A 25,387-nucleotide genomic window follows, 5' to 3' on the forward strand; every position below is an offset into this window, starting at 1 on the left:
AGAACGCCTGCGACCATGGCCGCAGGCGTCACCAGATTGCCGGCCCGGCGGGCAGGCACAAGCCTCATTTCGGCGCGAGCACCATGATCATCTGCCGGCCCTCGAGGCGCGATTCCTGCTCGACCTTGGCGAGCGTGACCGTATCCGCCTTGACCCGGTCCAGCACCTTCACGCCCAGGTCCATGTGCGCCATCTCACGACCGCGGAAGCGCAGGGTGACCTTCACCTTGTCGCCTTCCTCGAAGAAGCGCTTCATCGCCTTCATCTTGGTGTCGTAATCGTGGTCGTCGATGCCGGGGCGCAGCTTGATTTCCTTGACCTGAACCGTCTTCTGGTTGCGGCGGGCTTCGGCAGCCTTCTTCTGTTCCTGGAAATTGAACTTGCCGTAGTCCATGATCTTGCAGACTGGCGGAACGGCATTCGGTGCGACCTCCACGAGGTCGAGACCGGCATCCTGGGCCAGTTGAAGGGCATCGCGCGTGGGCAGGGTGCCGCGGTTGTCGCCGTCCTGATCGATCAGCTGGACCTCGCGAACGCGAATCAGCTCGTTGATGCGCGGTCCATCGCGCTCGACGGGGGCGGCGGATCTCATGGGTCTGCGAATGGGGATGTCTCCTCTGGTGGTTGCAGACGACGGATCATCGCCGAACGGGCCTTGCCACCATGCGTGGAAGGCCGGAACAGACGATCATCCGTGGACTGGCGAAGATCGGGAGAAAAGCCGCCAAAGTCAATGGTTCGCGCGGCCTTTCCGGCGGAGGGTGGCGGCCGGGGCGGGCGTCGCCCTGACAACGAGGGCCGCGTCTTGCGTTTTCCTGCAGGCCGAATGCGGCTAGACCGGCCGTGTCAACCGTAGGAGGAGACAGCGCATGGCCGCAAGCCCCGAACCGCAGTTCCTGACCGTCGGCGAGGGCGCCGCCGCCCGGCGTGTCGCGCTGCGCCGCGTCGCAGGGCGCGGCCCGGTCATCATCTGGCTCGGCGGCTTCAAGTCGGACATGAAGGGCACCAAGGCCGAGGCGCTCGACGCCTTCGCGCGGCGCAGCGGGAGGGCCTTCCTGCGCTTCGACTATTCAGGCCACGGCGAGTCCGAAGGCGATTTCGAGGATGGCACCATCTCGCGTTGGGCCGAGGAGGCCCTTGCCGTCATCGCCACGGCGGGGCCGCGCCCGCTGCTGGTCGGCTCGTCCATGGGCGGCTGGATCGCCCTCATCGCGGCGCGTCGGATGCCCGCACCGCCATCCGGCATGGTGCTGATCGCCCCCGCAGCCGATTTCACCGAAGCGCTGATGTGGGCCTCCTTCCCCGAAGCGGCGAAGCGCGCGATCGAGCGCGAGGGCCGCTGGGTCCGGCCCTCCGCCTATGAGGAGGGCGGCTATCCGATCACCCGCGCGCTGATCGAGGATGGCCGCCGCAACCTCATCCTCACCGGCCTGGTCGAGACCGGCTGCCCTGTCCATGTCCTGCAGGGCATGCAGGATCCCGACGTGCCCTGGCGCCACGCCTTGCTGACGGCCGAGAAAATCGCCCGCGACGACGTGGTCGTGACCCTGATCAAGGACGGCGACCACCGGCTGTCGCGGCCGGAGGACATTGCCAGGCTCGAGGCGGCCGTCGCGGCCTTGGCGGAGCGGGCGGAACAGGGTTGATTCCACGATGTGAGAGCGATATTCTCCGATCATGGAGAATCGCGCCGAGCCATCCATCGATCTCGACCAGGTGGTGGCCCGCCGCGTGCGCGAGCTGCGCGCCGGCAGGGGCCTGACCCTCGACCAGCTTTCCTCGCTCTCCGGCGTCTCGCGCGCCATGATCTCGCGCATCGAGCGCGCCGAGGTGAGCGCCACGGCCGTGCTGCTGGTCAAGCTTGCGGCCGCGTTGGGCGTGACCTTCGGCACGCTGTTCGAGGCACCCGAGCCATCCGCCGATCCGGTGCGCCGGGCTGCCGACACGCCGATCCGGGTCGATCCGGAAACCGGCTATTCGCGCCGCAACGTGGCTCCGCCCAATGCCTCCGGCACCGATATCGTCGAGGTGGCGCTGCCGGCGGGTGCGCGGGTGGCCTATGACAATCTCGTGGTCATCCCGGTCGAGCAGTTCGTCTGGGTCCTGGAGGGCCTGCTGACCCTGAGCTACGAGGACCTGACGACCGAGCTCGGGCCGGGCGATTGCCGGGTGATGCGGCTGGACAGCCCGCTGGTCTTCGAGAACCGCTCGGACCGGCCCGCACGCTATGCGGTGGTGCTCGTGCCACATTCGGCAGGTCAGGGATCGCGCCGATGATCCGGATCGACGTTCTGGACGCGGCCGACGCCGCCCGCTATGTGCCCGGCCTTGCCGCGGTGCTGACCGACTGCGTGCAGAACGGCGCATCGGTCAGCTTCATGAAGCCCTATGGCCAGGCGGATGCCGAGGCCTTCTTCCATCGCGTGGCCGGTCAGGTGGCGGCGGGCGGCGCCGTTCTGGTCGCGGCCTTTTCCGGCGACCGGATCCTTGGAACCGCGCAGCTCGGCCTCGACATGCCGCAGAACCAGCCGCACCGGGCCGAGGTGCGCAAGATGCTGGTCCATTCCGCTGGCCGGCAGCAGGGCATTGCAGCCTCCATGCTCGGCCGGCTGGAGGCGGAGGCGCTCGCGCGCGGGCGCACGCTGCTGGTGCTCGACACGTCCAGCGATGTCGCCCGCCGCGTCTATGAGCGGGGTGGCTGGTCGCGCTGCGGCCATATCCCGGACTTCGCGCTCTGGCCGGATGGCGGCCTGTGCGATACGACCTTCTACATGAAGGACCTGACACCGCATGCGATTCTGCGCGCCGCGGACGTGATCGTGCGCGACGCGCGCGAGGACGATCTGCCGGCGATCCTGGCCATCACCAACGAGGCGATCGAGACCACCACCGCGCTGTGGAGCGACGAGCCGGTGACGCTGGAGAACCGTCGCGACTGGTGGCTGGACCGGCTCGCCTCGGGCAATCCGGTACTCGTGGCGGAGGAGGCGGGCGGGGTCGCCGGCTTCGGCTCCTACCTGCAGTTCCGCGCCTGGGACGGCTACCGCAATGCCGTCGAGCATTCGGTCTATGTGCGGGCCGACCGGCGCCGGTCAGGCGTCGGATCGGCACTGGTGGAGGCGCTGATCGCGCGCGCCAGAACAGCGGGCAAGCAGGTCATCATCGGCGGCATCGAGGGGCAGAACCACGCCTCGCTGAAGCTGCACCGGCGCGCCGGTTTCATCGAGGTCGGCCGCATGCCCGGCATCGGCGAGAAGTTCGGCCGCAAGCTCGATCTGGTCTTCGTCCAGAAGCAGATCGCCTGAGCGCTCAGAGCTGGAAGCCGCTTTCCGCGGCCAGCGCCTTCAGGTTCGCCTCGGGCCGCGCGCCCATGTGGCTGATGATCTCGGCGGCACACAGCGCCCCGAGCCTGAGCGACATTTCGTGGCCGAGGCCGCGGGCATGGCCGGACAGGAAGCCGGCGGCGAACAGGTCGCCCGCCCCCGTCGTATCGACGACCCGGTCCACGGGATAGGCCGGCGCCGAAACCAGGCTGGCACCCTCGGCGCAGATGGCGCCCTGCTCCGAGCGGGTGACCACAGCGATGCCGGCATCGGCGCGCAGCGCATCGAGCGCAGTGGCGAAATCGGCGGTCTGGTAGAGCGACTTCAGCTCGCTCTCGTTGGCGAAGACGATATCGACGGTCTTGGCCCGGATCAGGCCGAGGAACTCGTCGCGGTAGCGGTCGACGCAGAAGGAATCCGACAGGGTCAGCGCCACCTTGCGGCCGGCGCCGTGCGCGATCTCGGCGGCCCTGAGGAAGGCCTTCTTGGCCTCCGGCGGATCCCACAGATAGCCCTCGAGATAGGTGATGCCGGAGGCGGCGATGGTCTCGGCGTCGACATCGGCGGGGGTGAGGTTCTGCGCCGCACCCAGGTAGGTGTTCATCGTGCGCTCGCCGTCGGCCGTCACCAGGATGTAGCAGCGGGCGGTGGCCGGTCCCTCATTCGCCCTGGCGGTGGGAAAATGCACGCCCGCCGCCGTCATGCCATGGGCGAAGGAGGTGCCGAGCGCGTCGTCGCGGACCTTGCCGATGAAGGCGGGCTTCAGCCCCAGCATGCCGCAGCCGACGATGGTGTTGGCGGCCGAACCGCCGGACATTTCCACCGTCTGGGCCATGGCCGCATAGATCGCCTCGGCGCGCGGCTCGTCGATCAGCATCATGGCGCCCTTGGGCACGTCGAGGCGGGCGAGCACGTCATCCTCGGTGCGGGCGAGCACATCGACGATGGCATTGCCGATGCCGGCAACATCGTAGCGGGGCTGGGTCATGACGGCGCTCACTCCTGCGGTTCGAGCCGCCCTCTACACGGCGGGCCGCCCGGCCGCAACGCCGCCGATCCATTTCAATCGGTTGACATCCGTGCAAACTTCGGTTGCCTGCGCGGAAGGTGACAACAAGCATTCGGGAGGCGGGGGCATGCAGATCGGCATGGTGGGGCTCGGCCGGATGGGCGCGAACCTCGCGCGCAGGCTCATGCGGGCCGGACATTCCTGTGTCGTGCATGACGCCGACCCGGTGCCCGGCGCCTTGCTGGCCGGCGAGGGTGCCATCGTTGCCGGCACCGTCGAGGCGCTGTGCGAGGCGCTGCCGGCTCCGCGCACGGTCTGGATCATGCTGCCGGCCGGCGCGATCACCGAGGCCATGGTGGAACGGCTCGCCGGATTGCTGTCGCCCGGCGACACGATCATCGACGGCGGCAACACGTTCTGGAAGGACGATATCCGCCGCGCGAAGGCGCTTGCCGCCCGCGGCCTCGCCTATCTCGACATCGGCACGTCGGGCGGCGTCTGGGGGCTCGAGCGCGGCTATTGCCTGATGATCGGCGGCGAGGCGGAGACCGTCGGGCGGCTGGAGCCTGTCTTTTCCGCGCTCGCGCCCGGCCGGGGCGCCATTCCCGCGACCCGCCACCGCGAGGGCCGCGCCTCCACCGCCGAGCAGGGCTGGCTGCATTGCGGGCCGAACGGCGCCGGCCACTACGTCAAGATGATTCACAACGGCATCGAATACGGCATGATGCAGGCCTTCGCCGAGGGCTTCGACATCCTGCGCAATGCCGGCTCGGCGCGGCTGCCGGAGGATCTGCGCCTCGACCTCGACCTTGCCGATATCGCGGAGGTCTGGCGGCGCGGCTCGGTGGTCACCTCGTGGCTGCTGGACCTGACCGCCGAGGCGTTGGCCGAGGATGGCGCGCTCGAGGCCTATTCCGGCCATGTCGCCGATTCCGGCGAGGGCCGCTGGACGGTGGAGGCCGCCATCGAGCAGGCCACACCGGCCGAAGTCCTGACGTCGGCCCTCTACACCCGCTTCCGCTCGCGCCAGGATCACACCTTCGCCGAGAAGGTGCTGTCCGCCATGCGCAAGGGCTTCGGCGGCCATCAGGAGCCCAAATGAGACTGTCCGTTTGAGAGCGTTCCCGTGAAAGAGGACCCGAGCGCCGCCGGCTCCCTCACCCCCCGCAGGGCCCGGCCGCTGCCAACCGCACTGATCGTCATGGGCGTGTCCGGCTCGGGCAAGTCGACGGTGGGCGTGTCGCTTGCGCGTGCGCTGGGCTGGGACTTCAGGGACGGCGATGCCTTCCACCCGGCGTCCAATGTCGACAAGATGCGCTCCGGTGCGCCGCTCACCGATGCAGACCGCTGGCCCTGGCTGGATGCGATCGCCGCCCATGTCACGGCACTGGAGGCGCGCGGGGGCCATGTCGTCATCGCCTGTTCGGCACTGAAGCGGGTCTATCGCAACCGGCTGCGCGCCAGCGGCGGGCGCCTGCGCTTCGTCTATCTCGACGGCTCCTTCGCCCTGATCAAGGCCCGCATGAAGGCGCGCTCCGGCCATTTCATGCCTGCGAGCCTGCTGGAGAGCCAGTTCGCGACGCTGGAACCGCCGGCAGCCGACGAAGGCGCGATCCGGGTGGCCATCGACGCCGGCCCGGATGCCATCGTCGATGCTGTCATCGCGGCGCTGGATCCCGCCGCCTGAGCACCTGCCCGGCCGGGCATCGACGGAGGCGGGAGCCGCAGCCCCCGCTTCTTGTCATTCTCGGCCCGGAAACGCCTTGCGGTGGCGGGCGATGTCGGCCACAGCGCTTGTCTTGAGCGCCGGCACGTCGCATTCGCCGATCACGATGGAGAAGCCGCGCGCGGCCCAGTCCGAGGCATTGCGGGTAGGCGTCGGGATGATGCCGGCGACCTTGCCGGCCGTCTTCACCGCGCCCGCCACCGCGTCGATGGTCTTCAGGAGGCCGGGGTCGGCAAGCTGGCCGAGCTTGCCCATGGAGCCGGCGAGGTCGTTCGGGCCGACGAACAGACAATCAGCGCCATCGAGAGCGGCGATCTTCGCCGCATCGCGCGCTGCCGCCACGCTTTCCACCTGGAGTGCGAGGAAGGTCTCCTCGTGGGCGACGTCCGCATAATCCGCGTGAAAGCCGTAGAGGCCGGAGCGCGCGGCACTTGCGGCATAGCCGCGCCGTCCGCGCGGCGGATAGCGGCAGGCGCGGATGACCGCCTCGGCCTCCGCCACCGAATCGACCATCGGTACCATGAAGGAATGCACGCCGGCATCGAGCAGGCGCTTGAAGTGGCTGGCATCCTGCCCGGGCACCCGCACCATGGCATCGCCACCGCCCGCCTCCACCGCGCGCACGCATTCCAGCACGTCCTTCACGTCGATCGGCGTGTGCTCGGTGTCGATCAGCACGATGTCGTAGCCGGCGAGTGCATAGATCTCGCAGACCGTCGGTGAGCCGGTGAAGACCCAGGCGCCGAGCAGGGTTTCGCCGGCCAGCGCCCGGCGTTTCAGCCGGTTGCGCACGAAGCCGGCCGGCGGGGTCGCCGGTGGGCCAGGCGGAGGGCCGCCCGGCGGCTTGCGGCGCGGGGCGGGTTTCGTGGTCATGGGCTGGTCCTCCGGTATTTTTCGGGATTGCGCTGTTCGGCGAGTTCCGCGGCAGCGGCCTCGATGGCCGCGCGATGGGGGATGCTCGGCTGGGCACCGAGGCTGGCGCAGGCGAGCGAGCCGGCGGCGCAGGCAAATTCAACGGCCGTCTCGTAGCCGCGGCGACGGTCGAGGGCGGCGGCCAGCGCTCCGCAGAACGTGTCGCCGGCGGCGGTCGTGTCGACCGGCTCGACCGGAAAGGCCGGAGCCTCGTGGCAGATGCCGTCCGCCCAGAGTTCGCCGCCCTCCGCTCCCAGCGTGACGGCGACGGCGATCCGGTGACACTCCGACAGGCAATCGGCCACCCGGTCGGGATCCTCCCCGGCCGCGCCGAGCGCCAGGACCTCGTGCTCGTTGACCACCAACAGATCGAGGACCGCCATCAGCTCGGCCGGCACGGGTCCGGCCGGTGCCCGGTTGAGCATGACCCGGAGCCCGCGGGCGCGGCCCCAGCGGGCAGCGGCCAGGATTTCGGCCTCCGGCACCTCCCATTGCAGCATGAGCGTGTCGCCGGGACCTGCGCCAAGCCCGTCCAGCTGGGCGGCCCGCGCATGGGCATTTGCGCCGGAGGCGACCACGATCTGGTTGCGGCCGGCCGCGTCCACCGCGATGAAGCCGGCGCCGGTGGGCGCATCGGCCCGGGCGATGCGGTCCAGATCGACGCCGGCCCCGGCAAGCGTCGAAAGTGCGATATCGGCGAAGCCGTCGCGCCCGACCGCCCCCACCATCACCACCTCGGCGCCGGCCCGCCGCGCAGCGAGGGCCTGATTGGCGCCCTTGCCGCCGGCCACCGCCACATAGTCTGGCCCGAGCACGGTCTCGCCCGGCCGCGGCAGAGCTGGAACACGCGCGACCAGGTCGATGTTGAGGGAACCGAAGACGACGATCATGGGGGGCGGTTCGGGCGGCGGGGACCGCCACGCTCGCGCAGGCGCGCCTCAGGGGTCAAGCGGGCCGCGGCAGGGCCGCCCTGCGGCAGCAGATGGCACCGATCACGGCTTTTCATTTGCCTGCGGGCGCATCCGGGGCCATGTCAGCCGCCGGAGCCCTCGAACCGATGACCGCGCCGCCCACCATCGAGACCGTCGATCTGGTCAAGGACTACGGCCCCGTGCGCGCCGTGGACGGGCTGACGCTCGCCATCGCGAAGGGTTCGACCACCGCCCTGCTCGGCGGCAATGGCGCGGGCAAGTCCACCACCATCGGCATGATCATGGGCCTTGTCCTGCCGACATCGGGCGCGGTGCGTGTTCTCGGCACCGACATGGTGCGGCGGCGGCACGACGTGCTGCACCGGATGAACTTCGAGAGCCCCTATGTGGACATGCCGCACCGGCTGACCGTCAGGCAGAACCTGAAGGTGTTCGGCATGCTCTACGGGGTGGCCGACATTGCCGGGCGCATCGCCGAACTTGCCGGTGCGCTCGACCTGACCGCCCTGCTCGACCGGCCGGCCGGCAAGCTGTCGGCGGGGCAGAAGACGCGCGTGGCGCTGGCCAAGGCACTGGTCAACGAGCCGGAGGTGTTGCTGCTGGACGAGCCGACTGCCTCGCTCGACCCGGACACCGCCGACTGGATCCGCTCGCACCTCGAGGCCTATCGCGACCGGCGGGGCGCCACCATCCTGCTGGCCTCGCACAACATGGCCGAGGTCGAGCGTCTGTGCGACCGGGTGGTGATGCTGCGGCAGGGCCGGATCGTCGACGACGCGTCGCCCCGTGAACTGCTTGCGCGTTATGGTCGTAGCACGCTCGAAGACGTGTTCCTCGACGTCGCCCGCGGGCGCAGGGAGGCGGCGCAGTGACCATGCGCATCCGCGTGAAGATCTGCTGCATCTCCTCGCACGAGGAGGCTGAGATGGCCATTGCGGCCGGCGCCGACGCCCTCGGTTTCGTCGCCGCCATGCCGTCGGGGCCGGGTCCGGTGGAGGACGGGCTGATCCGCGCGATGGCGGCCAGGGTGCCGCCGCCGCTCGCCACCTTCCTGCTCACCTCGCGCATGACCGGCCCGGAAATCGCCGATCATCTCGATGTCTGCGGTGTCTCGACGGTGCAGGTGGTCGACCATGTCGATCCGGCCGAATGGGCGCCGATTGCCGCGCGCCATCCGGCCGTGCGGCGCGTCCAGGTGATCCACGTCGAGGGTCCGGAGGCGCTCGACCTGATCCCGCGCTACGCGGCGCATGTCCATGCCTTCCTCCTCGATTCGGGCAAGCCGGGCGGCACGATGCGGGAGCTCGGCGGAACCGGGCGCACGCATGACTGGCAGGTCAGCCGCGCCTTCGTGGCGGCATCGCCCCTGCCGGTGTTCCTGGCCGGTGGGCTCACCCCCGCCAATGTCGGCGAGGCGATCGCAACGGTCCGCCCGTTCGGCGTCGATCTGTGCTCCGGGGTCAGGACCGACGGGCAGCTGGATGCGGCGAAGCTTTCAGCCTTCATGGCCGCCGTCCGCGCGGCGGAGGGTGCCGGGTGACCTTTTCCATCCGCCGGGTCGGCGCGCTGTGCCTGCGCTACACCTATCTCATCGCCTCGTCCTGGCCGCGGCTTCTGGAACTCATCTACTGGCCGATCCTGAACCTCCTGACCTGGGGGTTCCTGCAGAACTACGCCATGGCCTCGACCAACCGGACGCTGTTCGTCGGTGGCGCGCTGGTCTCGGGCCTGCTGCTCTGGGAGATCCTGTTCCGTGGCCAGATCGGCTTCTCGATCTCCTTCCTCGAGGAGGTCTGGTCGCGCAATCTCGGCAACATCCTGATGAGCCCGCTGAGACCATTCGAGTTCGTCGCCGCGCTGATGGTCATGAGCCTTTTGAGGCTGGCCGTCGGCATGATCCCGGCGACCCTCCTTGCCATCGCCTTCTTCGGCTTCGACATCGCCCGCATCGGCTTCGGCTTTGCCGCCTTCTTCGCGCTGCTGGTGGTCACCGGCTGGGCGGTCGGGCTGGTGGTGGCCGGCCTCATCCTGCGGCACGGGCTGGGTGCGGAGAGCCTTGCCTGGACCATCATGTTCGTGTTCTGGCCGCTGTGCTGCGTCTATTATCCGCTGTCGATCCTGCCGGTCTGGCTGCAGCCGATCGCGCTGGCCCTGCCGCCGACCCATGTCTTCGAGGGCATGCGCGCCGTGCTCTCCGACGGCGTGTTGCGGCTCGACCACCTCGCGGCGGCCGCCGCCATCAATGTCCTGTGGATTGTTGCCGCCGCCTATGCGTTTTCCGCATTGCTCGACCGGGCGCGCGATGCCGGGTCCCTGCTCTCCAGCGGCGAATGAGGCAGGCTTTTCGGCCGTTCTGCGGCGAAAGGCTGACTGTCACCCCAATACCACGCTCAGCCTGCGTTAACGGTCCGTTCACCACCGTCTGATTGCCTGTTCTGTGTCAGAATGATTACAGTTTCGGCAGTGCAGCAATCCCTGACGGGGGTTTGCGGTGGAGTTCGGGGTCGGTTCAGTCCGGGCGCGATCACTCCAGCCGGGGCGAGAATGCCCGGCAGCGGCGAGACCCGGTCCCTGAGACGGAGGCGCCCCGCGTGCCGCTCTACCACTGGTATGAAGCCACCCACGCCATGCTGTCGCCCTATCGCGCCATGGCCGATGCCACCCGAATCGCGCTGTCAAACCCGGTCAATCCCTGGACCCATACGCCCATGGGTCGCCAGTTTGCGGCGGCCGCCGAACTGTTCGAGCGCACCACGCGGCGCTATGGCAAACCGGTCTTCGGCCTCACCGACACGCTGGTCGGCGGCGAGCGGGTGCCGGTCACCGAGGAGATCGCCTGGCAGCGGCCGTTCTGCAACCTCATCCACTTCCGCCGCGCCCTTCCGCCCCGGCACAAGCCGGACCCGAAGGTTCTGATCGTAGCGCCGATGTCCGGCCACTACGCCACGCTGCTGCGCGGCACCGTGGAGGCCTTCCTGCCGAACCACGAGGTCTACATCACCGACTGGACCGATGCCCGCATGGTGCCGGTCGCCGACGGTCCCTTCGATCTCGACGACTATGTCGACTACGTCATCTCGATGATCCATGCGCTCGGGCCCGACACCCATGTCATGGCCGTCTGCCAGCCGGCGGTGCCGGTGTTCATGGCAGTGGCGCGGATGGAGGCCGAGGACGACCCCTATGTGCCGACGACGCTCACCCTGATGGGCGGACCGATCGACACCCGCGCCAATCCGACCGCCGTCAACCGGCTGGCACAGGAGCGCGGCACGGAATGGTTCCGCCGCAACGTGCTGACCACGGTGCCCTTCCCGCATCCGGGCATGATGCGGCAGGTCTATCCCGGCTTCCTGCAGATCACCGGGTTCATGACGATGAACCTCGACCGGCATGTGGATGCCCATCGCGACCTGTTCCGCAACCTCGTGAAGGGCGACGGCGACAGCGTGCAAAAGCACCGCGAGTTCTACGACGAGTATCTCGCCGTGATGGACCTGACCGCCGAGTTCTACATGCAGACCATCGAGCGGGTCTTCGTCGAGCATCACCTGCCGCGCGGCATCATGATGCACCGCGACCGTCCGGTGGACCCGAAGGCGATCCGCCGCGTGGCCCTGCTGACCGTGGAAGGCGAGAACGACGACATTACCGGCGGCGGCCAGACGCTGGCAGCCCACGGGCTTGCCTCCGCGATTCCCGAAGACATGCGCCACCATCACCTGCAGCCGGCTGTCGGCCATTACGGCGTGTTCAACGGCTCGCGCTTCCGCGCCGACATCGCGCCCCGCGTGATGGACTTCATGCGCACCCATGCCTGGCGCAAGGTGCAGGCGGCAAAGCCCTCTGCGACGCCCGCCCCGCAGGCGGGAACCAGGCCGGCGAGCCTCAAGGTGATCCGCGGCGGACGCACGGTCACGGCCGCGTTGCAGGCGCCGAAGAAGGACTGAGCGCTCCGGCAGGGCTTTAACGAACAGCCGGCCGCAGGCCCCACCCTTACACATCGAATGGCATGGCGAAGCCCGGTCGGCCAGGCGATTGCCAGAGAAGCGGCCGAGGCTCACCGCCGCGTCAGCGTGCGCTCCACCGCGTCCTTCCAGCGCGCGAGCTTCGTGGCGCGCGTCGTCGCGTCCATGGCCGGCACGAACCGCCGTTCCAGCTGCCATCCCCTGGCAAAGTCCTCCGGCTCCGGGCAGACGCCCCGCGAAAGCCCCGCCAGATAGGCCGCACCGAGCGCCGTCGTCTCCAGCACGTCCGGCCGGTCGACCGGCGCGTCGAGGATGTCGGCGAGACATTGCATGGTCCAGTCGGAGGCGACCATGCCGCCATCGACGCGTAAAACCGTGTCCGCGCCGCGCGCGGCCGGCCAGTCGGCCTTCATGGCGGCCAGCAAGTCGGCCGTCTGGAAGCACACGCTTTCCAGCGCCGCACGCGCCATCTCCTTCGGTCCCGTGCCGCGGGTGAGGCCGAAGATGGCGCCGCGGCAGTCGGCATCCCAGTAGGGCGCGCCAAGGCCCACGAAGGCCGGCACCAGCACCACCTCCTGCGCCGGATCGGCAGCGGCGGCGAGCGCGCCGGTCTCGCCGGCCAGTTTCACGATGCCGAGCCCGTCGCGAAGCCATTGCACGGCAGCGCCCGCCACGAAGATCGAGCCTTCCAGCGCATAGGTGCGCCGGCCGCCGAGCTGGTAGGCGATGGTGGTGAGCAGCTTGTTGCCGGACGCCACAGCTTCCGTGCCGGTGTTGAGCAGGGCGAAGCAGCCGGTGCCATAGGTCGACTTCATCATGCCCGGCGCGAAACAGGCCTGGCCGACGGTTGCCGCCTGCTGGTCGCCGGCGATCCCGCCGATCGCGATGGCGCCGCCGAACAGCGCCGGATCGGTCGTGCCGAAGGCGCTGGCGCAGTCCCTGACCTCCGGAAGAAGCGCCATCGGCACGCGCAGCAGCCGGCAAAGCTCCTCGTCCCAGACGCCGCGATGAATGTCGAACAGCAGGGTGCGCGAGGCGTTGGTGGCATCGGTGGCATGGACCGCACCGCCGGTCAGGCGCCAGAGCAGGAACGAATCGACCGTGCCGAAGGCAAGTTCCCCCCGTTCGGCGCGGGCGCGGGCGCCCTCGACGGTGTCGAGCAGCCAGGCCAGCTTGGTGCCGGAGAAATAGGGGTCGATGACGAGGCCCGTCCGCTGCTGGACGAGCGCCTCGTGACCCTCGGCCTTCAGCCGCGCGCAGTCGGCCGAGGTGCGCCGGTCCTGCCAGACGATGGCGCGATGCACCGGCTCGCCCGTGGCGCGGTCCCAGACCACAACCGTCTCGCGCTGGTTGGTGATGCCGATGCCGGCGACGTCCGCTGCCGTGATGCCGGCCTTTGCCATGGCGTCACGCACGGTCGAGACCACGCTGGTCCAGATGTCCTCCGCATCGTGTTCCACCCAGCCCGAGGCGGGAAAATGCTGGGTGAATTCCTGCTGCGCGACGGCCTTCACCGACAGGTCGGCAGCGAAGACGATGGCCCGCGAGGAGGTCGTGCCCTGGTCGATGGCGACGATCACCTGCCGGCTCGACGCTGCCCCTGCTGCCGCCATGCCTCTCTCCCCGCTTCCGCGCGGCTGGCCGTGATGCCGGCGCCGCATTGCATGCTTTGCACCCATCCTGCCACCGGCGGCCCTTGCGGCGGAAGCCAAAAGGCGCCAGACGAGGGCAGCATTGCAGTTCGCCACGGGGAATCGCATGGCCTCAGGGCTTGCCGGCGCGCCTTTCGACCTCCTGGTGGTCGGCGGCGGCATCAATGGCGCCGGCATTGCGCGCGATGCCGCGGGGCGCGGCCTGTCCGTCGCGCTGGTCGAGCAGGACGATCTGGCCAGCGGCACGTCGTCCTGGTCCACCAAGCTCATTCATGGCGGGCTGCGCTATCTGGAGTTCTACAAGTTCCGGCTGGTGCGCGAGGCGCTGATCGAGCGCGAGGTGCTCTGGCGGATCGCCCCGCACATCATCCGGCCGCTGCGCTTCGTGCTGCCGCACCATGCGGGGCTGAGACCGGCCTGGATGCTGCGCCTCGGCCTGTTCCTCTATGACCATCTGGGCGGCCGCAAGACGCTGTGGGCGACGAAGACCCTGGACCTGCGCAGCGACGAGGCGGGCCGGCCGCTCAAAGCCGGCTATGGACGCGCCTTCGAATATTCGGACTGCCGCGTGGACGATGCCCGGCTGGTGGTGCTCAACGCGGTGGATGCCGCGCGGCGCGGCGCCGTCATCCGCACCCGCACGCGGGCCGTCGCGGCCAACCGGCGGGACGGGCTCTGGCATGTCACGCTGGAGGACAAGACCACCGGCGCGCACGACACGCTCGCCGCCCGCGCGCTCGTCAATGCCGCCGGCCCCTGGGTCGAGCGCTTCCTGACCGACGCCACGCAGACGCGCGCGCCGGCGCGGGTCCGGCTCGTCCAGGGCTCGCATATCGTCGTGCCGCGGCTCTACGCACACGACCGCGCCTATATCTTCCAGAACGCCGACGGGCGGATCATCTTCGCCATTCCTTACGAGCGCGACTTCACGCTGATCGGCACGACCGACCAGGACTATGCCGGCGATCCGTCCGAGGTTCGGGCCAGCGAAGCGGAGATCGCCTATCTCTGCGCGGCGGCGAGCGAATATTTCGCCGAGGCCGTGACACCGGGCCAGGTGGTGTGGACCTATTCGGGCGTGCGCCCGCTCTATGACGACGGCGCTTCGGCCGCGCAGGAGGCAACCCGCGACTACGTGCTGCACCGGGACGGCGGGCCGGGCGGGCCGCCGCTGCTTTCCGTATTCGGCGGCAAGATCACCACCTACCGCCGGCTGGCCATCAGCGCGCTGGAGGCGCTGGCGCCAGACCTGCCGACGTTGCGCAAACGCGTCGGCTGGACCGCCAGCGAGCCGCTGCCGGGCGGCGACTTCGCCGTGGATGGCGGCTATGCGCTGGGCGAGAGCCTGCGGGGCAGCCACCCCTTCCTCGACCCGCTCGTCGCCGACCGCCTGGTGCGCGCCTATGGCACGCGGGCGGCGGAGATCCTTGCCGGCGCCTCGTCCATGGCCGATCTCGGCCGCGATTTCGGGGCCGGGCTGACCGAGGCAGAGATCACCTTCCTGGCGCGCGAGGAATGGGCGAGAACCGCCGACGACGTGCTCTGGCGCCGGTCCAAACTCGGCCTGCACATGAGCCTCGACCAGCGTGCGGCGGTGGCCGCCTTCCTCGGCGGATGAGGCGCGCCCGCACCGTCGCCATCGTCGGAGCCGGGCCGGCCGGCCTGTGGGCGGGCCTGAGGCTGGCGGAGGCCGGCGCTGCGGTCACGGTCTTCGACCACATGGCCTCGCCGGCGCGAAAGCTGCTGCTGGCCGGGCGCGGAGGCCTCAACCTGACCCATTCCGAGGCGCGGGAGCCGTTCCTTGCCCGCTACGGCACGGCGCGGGCAGCACTCGGGCCCGCAATCGACGCCTTCCCGCCTTCCGCCCTGCGCGCCTTCGCGGACGAACTCGGCGAGACGACCTTCGTCGGCTCGTCGGGCCGGGTGTTCCCCACGCGCTTCAAGGCCTCGCCTCTGGTGCGCGCCTGGCTCGGCCGGCTGGCGGCAGCGGGCGCGACCCTGCGCATGCGCCACCGCTTCGCCGGCTTCGGGTCGGACGGCGCGCTCGTCATGGACGGTCCGGACGGCCGCACGACCGTCGCGGCCGATGCCGTGCTGCTGGCCCTTGGCGGAGCGAGCTGGCCACGCATGGGCTCGGACGGCGGCTGGGTTGCGCTGCTGGAGGCCGCCGGCATCGTCGTCGCCCCGCTGGTTCCCTCCAATATGGGCGTGGAAATCGCATGGTCCGCCGGCTTTACCGACCGCTTTGGCGGCGCACCCCTGAAGCGGATCACGCTTGCCTGCGGCGGGCGGTCGGTCGCGGGCGAGGCGATGATCACCACCCATGGCCTCGAGGGCAGCGCGGTCTATGGCCTGTCGGCAGCGATCCGCGGCGCGCTGGCGACAGGCGCCGCCGCGTCCCTGGTTGTCGACCTGAAGCCCGACCTGCCGGCCAACACCATCGCGGCGCGGCTCGCCACCGCCCGCAGCGGTGATTCGCTGTCGAACACGCTGAAAAAGCGCATCGGCCTGGCACCGCAGGCCGTGGCATTGCTGCGCGAATCGGCCGGGCGGGACCTGCCACGCGACCCTGAGGCGCTCGCCGCGCTTGTCCGCGGCGCGCCGCTGGCTCTCAAGGGCGTCCGGCCGCTGGAACGTGCCATTTCAACCGCGGGCGGCATCCGGTTCGAGGCGATCACGCCGGACTTCGAGCTTCTGACGCGGCCAGGACTTTTCGTTGCCGGCGAGATGCTGGACTGGGACGCCCCCACCGGCGGCTACCTGCTGCAGGCAACCTTCGCCACAGCCGAGGCTGCCGCGCGCGGCATGGCTGTCAGGCTCGGCCTGTCGCTTCCGGCGCGCAGGGTTCGCGGCTGGTAGCTCAGATGCAGGTGGCGCCCTGCTTCGGGGTCCGGCTCACCGTCTCGCCGATGCGCGGACGGGTGTAGAGGCGATCGGACAACGCCACTGTACCGGTGATGAAATAGGCGATGGCAGGCGTGTAGTTGTAGCGGACCTCGGCGAGCACGAGAAAGCCGCTGGTGCCGATGAGCGGCTTCAGCTCCGTGGGAACCGCGACGATCTGGCCGCAGGAATACCGGGTGGCGTTGCGGGCATCGCTCCAGACCACGCGAGACACGCCGAGGATGTCGGTCTGGATGCCCGACACGATGACGGTGGCATTGGCGATCCGGAACGGCGACAGCACATCGGCGGTGGCGTCGAGGATATTGGTCATCTCGGCATCGGCGATGACGGTCGCCTGCGAGGCCAGATCCGACAGCGCGCGGGCGGCGAGCGACACTTTCCGGTCGGCCTGCAGGCCCTGGGTGGTTTCCACGCTCGCCAGGAACAGCGTCGCCATGATCGGCAGGATCATGGCGAATTCGACAGCCGAAACGCCGCGGCCATCGCGGCGGAAGCGACCGGCAAGACTGGCGAGGCCGGTGCCCAGACCGGCGGTCAGACGCGCTTTCAGTGCCAGAAGGACCATGTCACCCTCCTCAGAACGGCTCGTTGCGGAAGGCGGCGGTGGCCATCAGCAGGCGCTTGCCATTGGGCAGATCGCCGACCTGCATGCCGAAGGAGGGCATCAGCACCGGCCATTGATAGACCACGCGCACCACCACGATGTCGCCGCCCGAGCCAGGCGTGAAACCCATGCCGGCGAAGTTCACTGCACCGGACCCGTCGGTCGGCCGGTTCTGGCTGGCCGCACCGAAATTGGCGTAGGTTCTGACGTCAACGCCGATGCCACCGCAATCCATCAACACGTTGGTCTGGCGGCAGATTTCGTTCTTGAAGGCGGTCTGGTCGAAATTCTGCTGCTGCGCCTGGCCGGTGAGGATCAGCCGCGACGCGCTGGACGTGGCGGTTTCCAGCACCTGGCCGGCGAAGAACACCATCGCCACTTCGATGATGGCAAAGAGCAGGAACAGGAAGGGCCCGGCGACAAAGGCAAACTCAACGGCCGCAATGCCCTCCTCGTCGCGACGAAACCGCTTGATGAAGGCGCCGCGGCGCCGCACGGGCGCCGGATCTGCTGATGCGGGTTCGGCACGGGCCGGTCGCAGGCGGCTGAACAGCCAGGGAAAACGCGTCATGGTTACGCCCCTCGGAAGCCCGGTCGCGATCCGGGCCAGACTGATGTCTTAGGGGAAACCCGTTGACGAACTCTTGCCCCGATCGTTGAACCTCGGGTTTCGATGCGTCAGCGCGGCGCGTTGGCCGTCCCGCGCGCCGAGGCCGCACCGTCGCGCGAGCGCACCTGGCCGAGCGCCGTGTCGAAGAATTCCTTGGAGTCGCCCACTGCCATGGACCGCTCGCAGATCGGCGAGCAGGAATAGGTCTCGCGATCGGTGCCGCGATAGACCTGCACGACCGAATCGGTTTGCGGTCGCACGCGGATCTGCATGGACATCAGCTGCTCCCCGCGCGCGTCGAGCGCGATCAGGTTGGTCGAACCGATGGCCTTGCCCGTGAGCACCATCAGGCCGCCGGCCTGGACCGTCGCGTCGGCGATCAGGGGATTGCCGATGACGATGGTCGCCACGCGGCCGGGCAACCGCATGATGCGCGCCTGGTCCATCGTGACGGTAACGCCCTGGCTGACCAGCTCCACGGACTCGCGCGTCCGGTCAGTGGCGAAAGCGGCGATCGAGAGCGCCGGCAGAACCAGCGCGGCGGCGAACAGTCGGGAGCGGAGCTTGGCCGTCATGGAACAAAATGCCTCGGTCCTGCGGGTGGCGAGCGATTTCGATGAGACCAGCTAGCCATAAATTGGTGAACGAATTGCCAATCCGGCCCGGCCGATTGAATCAAACATCGGCCTGCAGCGTTCTGCCCCTCGGCCATGGGTCCGTGGGCCTCGCCAGCCCCTCCCTTTCCCGACAGTCATCATGGTCGCCCCCAATACAATAATCGGACGTTAATAGAAACAACAGGGTCTGAAACCATTGGTAAACCCCAAAATACTGAAATAAAGCCCAAGTTAACCAGTCTCTATATTCTGCGGCAATGGTCGTGATTTGCATGTCGATTTAAGAATCCCGCAAGAGGTCGTTGCTAGTGTCGCGACAGTTCGAACGGGTCGAGGACAGACCCCCGGACCTCGCTCTCCGGAGCGCATCAACGTGGACACCAGGAGTCAGCCATGAAAGTCATCCTCGCTCGCTTCGCCAAGGACAACTCGGGCGCCACCGCCATCGAGTACGGCCTGATCGCCGCCGGCATCGCCGCCGTGATCATCCTCGCCGTCAACACCCTGGGCGGCTCGGTCAACACCGCCTTCCAGACGGTCAACACCAATATGGCCCGCTGATCGGCGCACGACGCCTTTCCATCTCGAACGGCCCGCCCCTCAAGGGCGGGCCGCTCCCGTCTCCAGACCAGACCCGGACATTCGCCGGATGCCGACACCGCTTCCCACCCGTGGCACGCAACCGGACCGCCCTCACCCGGCGCCGGTTCCGCCGCGCCTGAGCCAGCCGGAAGCGGCCGGGCGGGCCGCCGAGGCCCGGGCCGACCTCGTGTCGGTTGCCGCCGCGCTTCTTGCGGGCCTTGCCGTCGCGCTCGCCGTGCTCTGGCGTTCACTGGTCTGAAACCGGCCGCGGTCCACACTCCGGCCCGGACGATCTGCAGGGAAGGACCATGTTCGAACTCGCGATTCTTCTGATCTTTCCCGCGATGATGGCCTTTGCGGCCGCCAGCGACCTGTTCACCATGACCATTTCCAACCGGGTCTCGATCATCCTGACCCTGGCGTTCCTGGTCCTGGCGGTGACGAGCGGCATGGCCTGGGCGACCATCGGGATGCACCTTGCCGCAGGCTTCCTCGTGCTCGCCATCGGCTTTGCCTGTTTCGCGCTCGGCTGGATCGGCGGCGGCGACGCCAAGCTTGCGGCGGCGACCGCGCTCTGGCTCGGCTGGGCGCATTTGCTCGACTACGCCGTCTATGCCTCGCTGATCGGCGGCGTGCTCACCCTTGCCCTGCTGTCGCTCCGGCGCGCGCCCTTGCATCCGCCCTTCCTGATGCGCGAGGGCTGGTATGCGCGCATCACCGACGAGAAGACCGGCATCCCCTACGGGATAGCCCTCGCTGCCGCCGGACTGATCCTTTATCCGTCGAGTTTCTGGATGACCGGCGCGCTGCATTGAGCGTTGAGCCAGGACGATCCGCCCCAGTCACCTTTCGTTAAGTCAAATTGCTGACGGGCGATTAACCATAAGTTGACCTTTGCCTGATGCAATCCGGCAGCGTGGAGAGAGGGTCTTCCCTCGCCGGTTGCCGAGGATTGGTCAGATGCGTTTGAAGCCGGCACAGTTGGTTGTCATCGCGGTTGCGCTGGGTGCAGGCGGCTTGGCCGCCATGCTGATGCGCGGCCGCCCCGCGCCGGCTCCCTCGATGGAGCATGCCTCGGCGCCCGCACCCGCAGCGATCGCGACCGTCGAGGTGCTGGTCGCCAGAAACGATCTGCCGATGGGCAAGATCATCGCCCCCGACGACGTGGTCTGGCGCCGCTGGCCGGAAGAGGCCGGAACCACCAATTTCATCGTCCGCCGCGCCGGCGATGCCGGAGCCGCCTCCATGGACGAGGCCGTCGGCTCCATCGTGCGGTCCACCTTCGTCGCCGGCGAGCCGCTTCGTCCGGCGCGCCTGGTCAAGGGCAATCGCGGCTTCATGTCGGCCATCCTGACGCCCGGCATGCGGGCGATCGCCGCCCCGATCGACGATCCCTCCCGCGGCGCCGGCGCCTTCATCCTGCCGAACGACCGGGTCGACGTGATTCTCGCCCGCCGCAACGCCAATGCGGGCGCCCAGGCCGAGGGCATGACCCATTCGACCCAGACCGTGCTGCGCAATGTTCGCGTGCTTGCCATCGACCAGGTGGTGGAAGAGCGCGGCGGCGAGAAGACCATCGTCGGCCGCACCGCCACGCTGGAGCTGACGGCAGCCCAGTCCGAGACGCTCGCCCTGTCGCGCGAGCTCGGGACGCTGTCGCTGGCGCTGCGCAGCCTTGCCGATTCGTCCGCCTCCAACCTCGCAGGCGAGGGGGCCACGGACGGAGAACAGCCGTTTGGCGGCCAGGACGGCCGCCTGACCATCGTCCGCCACGGGGTTCGCTCCGTCACCACCGTGCAGGGACAGGAATGACCGCCTTGAAGCCCCAGCGAAACCCGTCAGCGGAAGCCGCCTCCATGCCCCGCACCGCCGCAAGCCCGACCGCGCGCCGTCTCCTTTCCGGCATCGCCGCCGCACTCCTCGGCGGGCTGATGGCCTCGGCCGCCATTCCCGAGGCGCTCGCCCAGGGATCCACGGTGCAGCGCCAGCGCGCCTCCGGCCAGATGATCAATCTGGGCGTCGGCAAATCGGTCTCGATCGACCTGCCGCGCGATGCCCGCGACGTGATCGTGGCCAATCCGGCGGTTGCCAACGCGGTCGTCCGCTCGGCCCGCCGCGTGTTCCTGATCGGTGTCGCCGTCGGCCAGACCAACGTCTTCTTCCTCGATGCCGAGGGCCGGCAGATCGCCGGTTACGACATCGACGTCGCCCGCGACCTGACCGGGCTCAGGGCCACGCTGCGCACCCTGCTGCCGCACGCCAATATCGAGGTGCGCTCGGCCGGCGAATCGGTGGTGGTGTCGGGCCAGGCCGCGACCCCGCTCGAGGCCCAGCAGGCCATGGACGTGGCGGCGCGCCTCGTCGGCGACGAGAAGAAGGTCGTCAATGCGATCTCCATCCGCGGCCGCGACCAGGTCCACCTGAAGGTCACCGTGTCGGAGGTTCAGCGCTCGGCCATGAAGCAGCTGGGCGTCAACCTGTCGGCCTTCGACCCGACCGCGACGCTCACCGGCGCGACCGGCAATCTCGGCAATGCCGGCGGCTTCGTCTATGGCCTCCTGACGGCCGGCAGCTTCAACGCCAACGGCACCACGCCGCCGAATGCGGCCGTGCTCGGCACGCGCGTCGGCAACAATGTCTTCACCTCCACCGTCCGTGCCCTCGAGGAGCACGGCCTGGTCCGCACGCTGGCCGAGCCGACGCTCACCGCCGTCTCCGGCGAACAGGCCAAGTTCCTGGCCGGCGGCGAGTTTCCGGTACCGACGGGCCGCGACCTGACCGGCAACGTGACCATCGAGTTCAAGCCCTTCGGCGTGGCGCTTGCCTTCACGCCGGTGGTGCTCTCCGAGGGTCGGATCAGCCTGCGGGTCGGCGTCGAGGTCTCCGAAATCGACAACCAGCTGACCGTCCAGCTCAACAACCTGTCCATCCGCGGCCTCCGGACGCGGCGCGCCGACACGACGGTGGAGCTGCCCTCGGGCGGCACCATGGTCATGGCCGGCCTCATCCAGGAGCAGACGCGCCAGGCGATCTCCGGCCTGCCGGGCGCCATCAACATGCCGATCCTGGGCGCCCTGTTCCGCTCGCGCGACTTCCAGCGCGGCCAGACCGAGCTCGTCATCATGGTGACGCCCTATATCGCCCGGCCGGTCTCGGCCAACCAGCTCGCGCGGCCCGACGACAACCTGCGCGACGCCTCCGACCCGGCCGGCATTCTGATCGGGCGCCTGAATCGCATCTACGGCACCGGCCCGGCACCGGCCGGCGGCCGCTTCAACGGCCCCGTCGGCTTCATCCGCGACTGAGGCAGGAAATGAGGATCGAGAGCATGGCCTGCGCCCCTTACCGCCTCCCGCTGATCCGCCTGGCCGCGATCGGCCTTGCCGGCCTCATGCTGGCAGGCTGCCAGCAGTCACGTATTGCGGCCATCGATCGCGACTTCCCGGTCGATTATCGCCAGCGCCACCCGATCATGGTCAGCACGCATGGTGCGCGCGTCGCCCATCCCTGCGGCCAGTGGCCCCACGATCTGGGGCCGGCCGACGGAACGCTCAGCGCGATGAACCATCCGCACTGGAACCATGGCTGTGCCACCCAGCACAATCTGGCGGCCATCGTCGCCAATCCCAACGACCTGCTGGCGCCCCGCGCCGAGCAGCAGGCTGACGCCGCACGGCGCCAGACGGCCATCGGCCGCTACCGCCTGGGCACCGCCCCCGGCCCGCACACCATCCATACGCCGATTCAGGCGCTGACCGACGTCCGCAGCGCCGTGCGAGGGAACTGATCGCCGTGACCGACAGCTCCGCAACCGAAATCCCCGGCGCCGGCGACATCGCTCCGGTCCCGCGCATCTCGCTCCAGGCCTTCTGCGAGAGCCCCGACCTTGCCTCGGTGATCGCCGATGCGGCCGAGGACCGGCGCATGGACAAGGCCCATGTGCGCGTGCAGATGGGCGGCGCCCCGGCGGCCGTCGAGGCCTATCGCACGGCACCGACGCCCAATGTGGTCGTGCTCGAGGCGAACAGCTCGAAGACCGACATCCTGACCCATCTCGACGAACTGGCCGAGGTCTGCGACGCCACGACCAAGGTCATCGTCGTCGGCCAGGTCAACGACATCGTCCTCTACCGCGACCTGATCGCGCGGGGGGTCAGCGAATATCTCATCGGCCCGGTCAAGGTGGTCGACATCATCCGGGCGGTCTCCGCGCTCTATGCCGCACAGGGTGCCAAGCCGGTCGGCCGCGCCATTGCCGTGATCGGCGCCAAGGGCGGGGTCGGGGCCTCGACCATCGCCCACAACCTGGCCTGGGCGATCTCGCGCGATATCGGCACCGACACGTGCCTCGCCGACATGGACCTGCCCTTCGGCACCGGCGGCCTCGACTTCAACCAGGACCCGCCGCAGGGCATTGCCGACGTCGTGTTCTCGCCCGACCGCGTGGACGCCGCCTTCGTCGACCGCCTGCTGTCGCGCTGCTCCGACAACCTGTCGCTGCTGGCCGCGCCGGCAACGCTGGAGCGGGCCTTCGACCTCGGTCCGGAGGCTTTCGACAGTCTGATGGACATCCTGAAGGCCTCGACGCCGGCCATCGTGCTGGACGTGCCGCATGGCTGGACCAGCTGGATCCGGCGCATCCTGACGCATGCCGACGAGATTCTCGTCGTGGCCGCGCCGGACCTTGCCAATCTGCGCAACGCCAAGAATCTGATGGATCTGCTCAAGACGCTGCGGCCGAACGATCCGGCCCCGCGCTATGTGCTCAACCAGGCGGGCGTTCCCAAGCGGCCCGAGATCAAGCCGGCCGACTTCGCCAAGGCGCTGGAGCTCGACCCGGTCACCGTCTTCCCGTTCGAGCCGCAGCTGTTCGGGACGGCCGCCAATAACGGCCAGATGATCGCGGAGATGGAGCCCGGCCACAAGGTTGCGCAGCAGTTCACCGAACTCGCGCTGGCCATGACCGGACGCCACGACACCCGCAAGGCCAAGTCCGGCCTGTTCGCCCCGTTCATCGAGCGGATCACCCTGCTGCGCAAGAAGGCCTGACGGCCACCCGACAGTCGAGGACACATGTTCGGCAAGCGAGGAAACAGCGGAACCGGCTCCGGCCAGCTCACCGCGCGGCCGGCGGAGACGGCTGCGAAGCCGGCTCTGTCAAGCATTCCGGCTGCGCCGGCCCGCCCGGCCGTCGCCTCGCCGCCGCTCGCGCCCGCCCATTCACCGGCGGCTCCGATCGAGGAGCGCCAGCGTTCGTCGAGCTTCTACGAGACCAAGAGCCAGGTCTTCGGGGCCCTGATCGAGGCGATCGACCTCTCCCAGCTGGCCAAGCTCGACAGCCAGTCGGCGCGCGAGGAAATCCGCGACATCGTCAACGAGATCATCACGATCAAGAACATCGTGATGTCGATCGCCGAGCAGGAGGACCTGCTCGAGGACATCTGCAACGACGTGCTCGGCTATGGTCCGCTGGAGCCGCTGCTCGCCCGCGACGACATCTCCGACATCATGGTGAACGGCCCGGCCACGGTCTATATCGAGGTCTCGGGCAAGATCTCGAAGACCGGAATCCGGTTCCGCGACGGCTCGCAGCTGATGAACATCTGCCAGCGGATCGTCAGCCAGGTCGGCCGGCGCGTCGATGAATCCTCGCCCATCTGCGACGCACGCCTGCCCGACGGCTCGCGCGTCAACGTCATCGCCCCGCCGCTGGCCATCGACGGCGCCGCGCTCACCATCCGCAAGTTCAAGAAGGACAAGCTGACGCTCGAGCAACTGGTCAAGTTCGGCTCGATCACGCCCGAGGGCGCCGAGGTGCTGAAGGTCATCGGCCGGGTGCGCTGCAATGTGATCGTTTCCGGCGGCACCGGCTCGGGCAAGACGACGCTGCTCAACTGCCTCACGCGCTACATCGATTCCGACGAGCGCATCATCACCTGCGAGGACGCGGCCGAGCTGCAGCTGCAGCAGCCGCACGTGGTGCGTCTGGAAACCCGTCCGCCGAACCTGGAGGGCGAGGGCCGGATCACGATGACCGACCTCGTCAAGAACTGCCTGCGCATGCGGCCCGAGCGGATCATCGTCGGCGAGGTGCGCGGACCGGAGGTGTTCGACCTCCTGCAGGCGATGAACACCGGCCATGACGGCTCGATGGGCACGATCCACGCCAACTCCCCGCGCGAGTGCCTGTCGCGCATGGAATCGATGATCGCCATGGGCGGCTATTCGCTGCCCGCCAAGACAGTGCGCGAGATCATCGTCGGCTCGATCGACGTCATCATCCAGGCCGCCCGCCTTCGCGACGGCTCCCGCCGCATCACCCACATCACCGAGGTTCTCGGCCTGGAAGGCGACACGCCCATCACCCAGGACCTGTTCGTCTATGAAATGCTCGGCGAGGACGATGCCGGCCGCATTGCCGGCCGGCACCGGTCGACCGGCATCGGCCGGCCGAAATTCTGGGACCGGGCCCGCTATTACGGCGAGGACAAGCGCCTCGCCGCCGCGCTCGATGCCGCCGATGTCGGCGAACCGATGAAGTGAGA

Annotated in this window: 27 protein-coding genes; 19 read left to right on the forward strand and 8 right to left on the reverse strand. The window is 69.0% G+C overall.

Features of this window, described 5'->3' with window-relative positions; all coding sequences use genetic code 11:
- Positions 1 to 64 precede the first annotated feature (64 nt).
- Positions 65 to 592 (reverse strand): translation initiation factor IF-3, encoded by a 528-nt coding sequence (gene infC / locus ACTIFS_RS01420; RefSeq protein WP_439572245.1) that lies wholly within the window; start codon positions 590 to 592, stop codon positions 65 to 67.
- Between the two features lie 277 nt (positions 593 to 869).
- On the opposite strand from infC, the gene ACTIFS_RS01425 reads away from it, so the two are divergent.
- From ACTIFS_RS01425 to ACTIFS_RS01435, 3 genes are read left to right on the forward strand one after another with little or no spacing between them, the layout of a single operon-like run.
- Positions 870 to 1,646: an alpha/beta hydrolase gene (locus ACTIFS_RS01425; protein WP_439572246.1), complete on the forward strand. Its 777-nt coding sequence runs from the start codon at positions 870 to 872 to the stop codon at positions 1,644 to 1,646.
- A gap of 31 nt (positions 1,647 to 1,677) precedes the next feature.
- Positions 1,678 to 2,277 (forward strand): helix-turn-helix domain-containing protein, encoded by a 600-nt coding sequence (locus ACTIFS_RS01430; RefSeq protein ID WP_439572247.1) that lies wholly within the window; start codon positions 1,678 to 1,680, stop codon positions 2,275 to 2,277.
- Entirely contained in the window at positions 2,274 to 3,305 is a 1,032-nt protein-coding gene (locus tag ACTIFS_RS01435; protein WP_439572248.1) for a GNAT family N-acetyltransferase, read from the forward strand. The genes ACTIFS_RS01430 and ACTIFS_RS01435 overlap by 4 nt, the downstream gene beginning before the upstream one ends.
- Before the next feature lie 4 nt (positions 3,306 to 3,309).
- Here ACTIFS_RS01435 and ACTIFS_RS01440 read toward each other — a convergent pair whose 3' ends face one another.
- The gene (locus ACTIFS_RS01440) at positions 3,310 to 4,311 is read right to left on the reverse strand and encodes an adenosine kinase (protein ID WP_439572249.1); all 1,002 of its coding nucleotides are present in this window, start codon (positions 4,309 to 4,311) and stop codon (positions 3,310 to 3,312) included.
- A 148-nt stretch (positions 4,312 to 4,459) separates the two neighbouring features.
- Between ACTIFS_RS01440 and gnd the strand changes: the two genes are divergently transcribed.
- Positions 4,460 to 5,434 (forward strand): phosphogluconate dehydrogenase (NAD(+)-dependent, decarboxylating), encoded by a 975-nt coding sequence (gene gnd / locus ACTIFS_RS01445; RefSeq protein ID WP_439572250.1) that lies wholly within the window; start codon positions 4,460 to 4,462, stop codon positions 5,432 to 5,434.
- A 24-nt stretch (positions 5,435 to 5,458) separates the two neighbouring features.
- Complete coding sequence (locus ACTIFS_RS01450; RefSeq protein WP_439572251.1) at positions 5,459 to 6,019, forward strand: gluconokinase; 561 nt, start codon at positions 5,459 to 5,461, stop codon at positions 6,017 to 6,019.
- A gap of 54 nt (positions 6,020 to 6,073) precedes the next feature.
- Here ACTIFS_RS01450 and ACTIFS_RS01455 read toward each other — a convergent pair whose 3' ends face one another.
- Positions 6,074 to 6,931: an HpcH/HpaI aldolase family protein gene (locus tag ACTIFS_RS01455; protein WP_439572252.1), complete on the reverse strand. Its 858-nt coding sequence runs from the start codon at positions 6,929 to 6,931 to the stop codon at positions 6,074 to 6,076.
- Positions 6,928 to 7,860 carry a ribokinase gene (locus tag ACTIFS_RS01460; RefSeq protein ID WP_439572253.1) on the reverse strand — a complete coding sequence of 311 codons (933 nt, stop codon included), beginning with the start codon at positions 7,858 to 7,860 and terminating at the stop codon, positions 6,928 to 6,930. Before ACTIFS_RS01460 ends, ACTIFS_RS01455 begins: the two co-directional genes overlap by 4 nt.
- A 167-nt stretch (positions 7,861 to 8,027) precedes the next feature.
- Here ACTIFS_RS01460 and ACTIFS_RS01465 point away from each other — a divergent pair, with 167 nt between their 5' ends.
- The 4 genes from ACTIFS_RS01465 to ACTIFS_RS01480 all read left to right on the forward strand — a co-directional run bounded on the left by ACTIFS_RS01465 (position 8,028) and on the right by ACTIFS_RS01480 (position 11,852).
- Positions 8,028 to 8,774, forward strand: a complete 747-nt coding sequence (locus ACTIFS_RS01465; RefSeq protein ID WP_439572254.1) for an ABC transporter ATP-binding protein — start codon at positions 8,028 to 8,030, stop codon at positions 8,772 to 8,774.
- Between the two features lie 2 nt (positions 8,775 to 8,776).
- On the forward strand, positions 8,777 to 9,442 hold the full coding sequence (locus ACTIFS_RS01470) for a phosphoribosylanthranilate isomerase (RefSeq protein WP_439572492.1): 666 nt from the start codon (positions 8,777 to 8,779) through the stop codon (positions 9,440 to 9,442).
- Complete coding sequence (locus ACTIFS_RS01475; protein WP_439572255.1) at positions 9,439 to 10,236, forward strand: ABC transporter permease; 798 nt, start codon at positions 9,439 to 9,441, stop codon at positions 10,234 to 10,236. The genes ACTIFS_RS01470 and ACTIFS_RS01475 overlap by 4 nt, the downstream gene beginning before the upstream one ends.
- Before the next feature lie 293 nt (positions 10,237 to 10,529).
- Positions 10,530 to 11,852, forward strand: coding sequence for a polyhydroxyalkanoate depolymerase (locus ACTIFS_RS01480; protein ID WP_439572493.1), 1,323 nt, complete (start codon positions 10,530 to 10,532; stop codon positions 11,850 to 11,852).
- A 110-nt stretch (positions 11,853 to 11,962) separates the two neighbouring features.
- On the opposite strand, the gene glpK is transcribed toward ACTIFS_RS01480, so the two are convergent.
- Positions 11,963 to 13,483 carry a glycerol kinase GlpK gene (gene glpK / locus ACTIFS_RS01485; protein ID WP_439572256.1) on the reverse strand — a complete coding sequence of 507 codons (1,521 nt, stop codon included), beginning with the start codon at positions 13,481 to 13,483 and terminating at the stop codon, positions 11,963 to 11,965.
- 145 nt (positions 13,484 to 13,628) lie between these two features.
- On the opposite strand from glpK, the gene glpD reads away from it, so the two are divergent.
- Both glpD and ACTIFS_RS01495 read left to right on the forward strand, forming a co-directional pair.
- Entirely contained in the window at positions 13,629 to 15,140 is a 1,512-nt protein-coding gene (glpD, locus tag ACTIFS_RS01490) for a glycerol-3-phosphate dehydrogenase (protein ID WP_439572257.1), read from the forward strand.
- Positions 15,137 to 16,381: an NAD(P)/FAD-dependent oxidoreductase gene (locus ACTIFS_RS01495; RefSeq protein ID WP_439572258.1), complete on the forward strand. Its 1,245-nt coding sequence runs from the start codon at positions 15,137 to 15,139 to the stop codon at positions 16,379 to 16,381. The genes glpD and ACTIFS_RS01495 overlap by 4 nt, the downstream gene beginning before the upstream one ends.
- 1 nt (position 16,382) lies before the next feature.
- On the opposite strand, the gene ACTIFS_RS01500 is transcribed toward ACTIFS_RS01495, so the two are convergent.
- The 3 genes from ACTIFS_RS01500 to ACTIFS_RS01510 all read right to left on the reverse strand — a co-directional run bounded on the left by ACTIFS_RS01500 (position 16,383) and on the right by ACTIFS_RS01510 (position 18,218).
- On the reverse strand, positions 16,383 to 16,994 hold the full coding sequence (locus ACTIFS_RS01500; RefSeq protein ID WP_439572259.1) for a TadE/TadG family type IV pilus assembly protein: 612 nt from the start codon (positions 16,992 to 16,994) through the stop codon (positions 16,383 to 16,385).
- A 10-nt stretch (positions 16,995 to 17,004) separates the two neighbouring features.
- The gene (locus ACTIFS_RS01505) at positions 17,005 to 17,604 is read right to left on the reverse strand and encodes a TadE/TadG family type IV pilus assembly protein (protein ID WP_439572260.1); all 600 of its coding nucleotides are present in this window, start codon (positions 17,602 to 17,604) and stop codon (positions 17,005 to 17,007) included.
- Positions 17,605 to 17,711: 107 nt separating this feature from the next.
- Entirely contained in the window at positions 17,712 to 18,218 is a 507-nt protein-coding gene (locus ACTIFS_RS01510) for a pilus assembly protein N-terminal domain-containing protein (RefSeq protein ID WP_439572261.1), read from the reverse strand.
- Between the two features lie 435 nt (positions 18,219 to 18,653).
- Between ACTIFS_RS01510 and ACTIFS_RS01515 the strand changes: the two genes are divergently transcribed.
- The 8 genes from ACTIFS_RS01515 to ACTIFS_RS01550 all read left to right on the forward strand — a co-directional run bounded on the left by ACTIFS_RS01515 (position 18,654) and on the right by ACTIFS_RS01550 (position 25,385).
- A complete protein-coding gene (locus ACTIFS_RS01515) occupies positions 18,654 to 18,821 on the forward strand; it encodes a Flp family type IVb pilin (RefSeq protein WP_439572262.1) in 168 nt (55 codons plus the stop codon).
- An 88-nt stretch (positions 18,822 to 18,909) separates the two neighbouring features.
- Positions 18,910 to 19,101 (forward strand): hypothetical protein, encoded by a 192-nt coding sequence (locus ACTIFS_RS01520; protein ID WP_439572263.1) that lies wholly within the window; start codon positions 18,910 to 18,912, stop codon positions 19,099 to 19,101.
- Between the two features lie 49 nt (positions 19,102 to 19,150).
- On the forward strand, positions 19,151 to 19,657 hold the full coding sequence (locus tag ACTIFS_RS01525; RefSeq protein WP_439572264.1) for an A24 family peptidase: 507 nt from the start codon (positions 19,151 to 19,153) through the stop codon (positions 19,655 to 19,657).
- Between the two features lie 145 nt (positions 19,658 to 19,802).
- Positions 19,803 to 20,654 carry a Flp pilus assembly protein CpaB gene (gene cpaB / locus ACTIFS_RS01530; RefSeq protein ID WP_439572265.1) on the forward strand — a complete coding sequence of 284 codons (852 nt, stop codon included), beginning with the start codon at positions 19,803 to 19,805 and terminating at the stop codon, positions 20,652 to 20,654.
- 44 nt (positions 20,655 to 20,698) lie between these two features.
- A complete protein-coding gene (locus ACTIFS_RS01535) occupies positions 20,699 to 22,147 on the forward strand; it encodes a type II and III secretion system protein family protein (protein WP_439572266.1) in 1,449 nt (482 codons plus the stop codon).
- 23 nt (positions 22,148 to 22,170) lie between these two features.
- Positions 22,171 to 22,629 (forward strand): CpaD family pilus assembly lipoprotein, encoded by a 459-nt coding sequence (locus tag ACTIFS_RS01540; RefSeq protein WP_439572267.1) that lies wholly within the window; start codon positions 22,171 to 22,173, stop codon positions 22,627 to 22,629.
- A 5-nt stretch (positions 22,630 to 22,634) separates the two neighbouring features.
- The gene (locus ACTIFS_RS01545; protein WP_439572268.1) at positions 22,635 to 23,891 is read left to right on the forward strand and encodes an AAA family ATPase; all 1,257 of its coding nucleotides are present in this window, start codon (positions 22,635 to 22,637) and stop codon (positions 23,889 to 23,891) included.
- Between the two features lie 24 nt (positions 23,892 to 23,915).
- The gene (locus ACTIFS_RS01550) at positions 23,916 to 25,385 is read left to right on the forward strand and encodes a CpaF family protein (RefSeq protein WP_439572269.1); all 1,470 of its coding nucleotides are present in this window, start codon (positions 23,916 to 23,918) and stop codon (positions 25,383 to 25,385) included.
- Positions 25,386 to 25,387: the final 2 nt, after the last annotated feature.

The sequence above is a fragment of the Phreatobacter sp. genome (assembly GCF_051860605.1).
In the GTDB taxonomy this organism is placed as follows: Bacteria; Pseudomonadota; Alphaproteobacteria; order Rhizobiales; family Phreatobacteraceae; genus Phreatobacter.

Bases quoted from the DNA above. Each gene is read 5' to 3' on its own strand.
- infC (WP_439572245.1), bottom strand. From the start codon at position 592: ATGAGATCCGCCGCCCCCGTCGAGCGCGATGGACCGCGCATCAACGAG.
- ACTIFS_RS01425 (WP_439572246.1), top strand. From the start codon at position 870: ATGGCCGCAAGCCCCGAACCGCAGTTCCTGACCGTCGGCGAGGGCGCC.
- ACTIFS_RS01430 (WP_439572247.1), top strand. From the start codon at position 1,678: ATGGAGAATCGCGCCGAGCCATCCATCGATCTCGACCAGGTGGTGGCC.
- ACTIFS_RS01435 (WP_439572248.1), top strand. From the start codon at position 2,274: ATGATCCGGATCGACGTTCTGGACGCGGCCGACGCCGCCCGCTATGTG.
- ACTIFS_RS01440 (WP_439572249.1), bottom strand. From the start codon at position 4,311: ATGACCCAGCCCCGCTACGATGTTGCCGGCATCGGCAATGCCATCGTC.
- gnd (WP_439572250.1), top strand. From the start codon at position 4,460: ATGCAGATCGGCATGGTGGGGCTCGGCCGGATGGGCGCGAACCTCGCG.
- ACTIFS_RS01455 (WP_439572252.1), bottom strand. From the start codon at position 6,931: ATGACCACGAAACCCGCCCCGCGCCGCAAGCCGCCGGGCGGCCCTCCG.
- ACTIFS_RS01460 (WP_439572253.1), bottom strand. From the start codon at position 7,860: ATGATCGTCGTCTTCGGTTCCCTCAACATCGACCTGGTCGCGCGTGTT.
- ACTIFS_RS01465 (WP_439572254.1), top strand. From the start codon at position 8,028: ATGACCGCGCCGCCCACCATCGAGACCGTCGATCTGGTCAAGGACTAC.
- ACTIFS_RS01470 (WP_439572492.1), top strand. From the start codon at position 8,777: ATGCGCATCCGCGTGAAGATCTGCTGCATCTCCTCGCACGAGGAGGCT.
- ACTIFS_RS01480 (WP_439572493.1), top strand. From the start codon at position 10,530: ATGCTGTCGCCCTATCGCGCCATGGCCGATGCCACCCGAATCGCGCTG.
- glpK (WP_439572256.1), bottom strand. From the start codon at position 13,483: ATGGCGGCAGCAGGGGCAGCGTCGAGCCGGCAGGTGATCGTCGCCATC.
- glpD (WP_439572257.1), top strand. From the start codon at position 13,629: ATGGCCTCAGGGCTTGCCGGCGCGCCTTTCGACCTCCTGGTGGTCGGC.
- ACTIFS_RS01495 (WP_439572258.1), top strand. From the start codon at position 15,137: ATGAGGCGCGCCCGCACCGTCGCCATCGTCGGAGCCGGGCCGGCCGGC.
- ACTIFS_RS01500 (WP_439572259.1), bottom strand. From the start codon at position 16,994: ATGGTCCTTCTGGCACTGAAAGCGCGTCTGACCGCCGGTCTGGGCACC.
- ACTIFS_RS01505 (WP_439572260.1), bottom strand. From the start codon at position 17,604: ATGACGCGTTTTCCCTGGCTGTTCAGCCGCCTGCGACCGGCCCGTGCC.
- ACTIFS_RS01510 (WP_439572261.1), bottom strand. From the start codon at position 18,218: ATGACGGCCAAGCTCCGCTCCCGACTGTTCGCCGCCGCGCTGGTTCTG.
- ACTIFS_RS01515 (WP_439572262.1), top strand. From the start codon at position 18,654: ATGAAAGTCATCCTCGCTCGCTTCGCCAAGGACAACTCGGGCGCCACC.
- ACTIFS_RS01520 (WP_439572263.1), top strand. From the start codon at position 18,910: ATGCCGACACCGCTTCCCACCCGTGGCACGCAACCGGACCGCCCTCAC.
- ACTIFS_RS01525 (WP_439572264.1), top strand. From the start codon at position 19,151: ATGTTCGAACTCGCGATTCTTCTGATCTTTCCCGCGATGATGGCCTTT.
- cpaB (WP_439572265.1), top strand. From the start codon at position 19,803: ATGCGTTTGAAGCCGGCACAGTTGGTTGTCATCGCGGTTGCGCTGGGT.
- ACTIFS_RS01535 (WP_439572266.1), top strand. From the start codon at position 20,699: ATGCCCCGCACCGCCGCAAGCCCGACCGCGCGCCGTCTCCTTTCCGGC.
- ACTIFS_RS01540 (WP_439572267.1), top strand. From the start codon at position 22,171: ATGGCCTGCGCCCCTTACCGCCTCCCGCTGATCCGCCTGGCCGCGATC.
- ACTIFS_RS01550 (WP_439572269.1), top strand. From the start codon at position 23,916: ATGTTCGGCAAGCGAGGAAACAGCGGAACCGGCTCCGGCCAGCTCACC.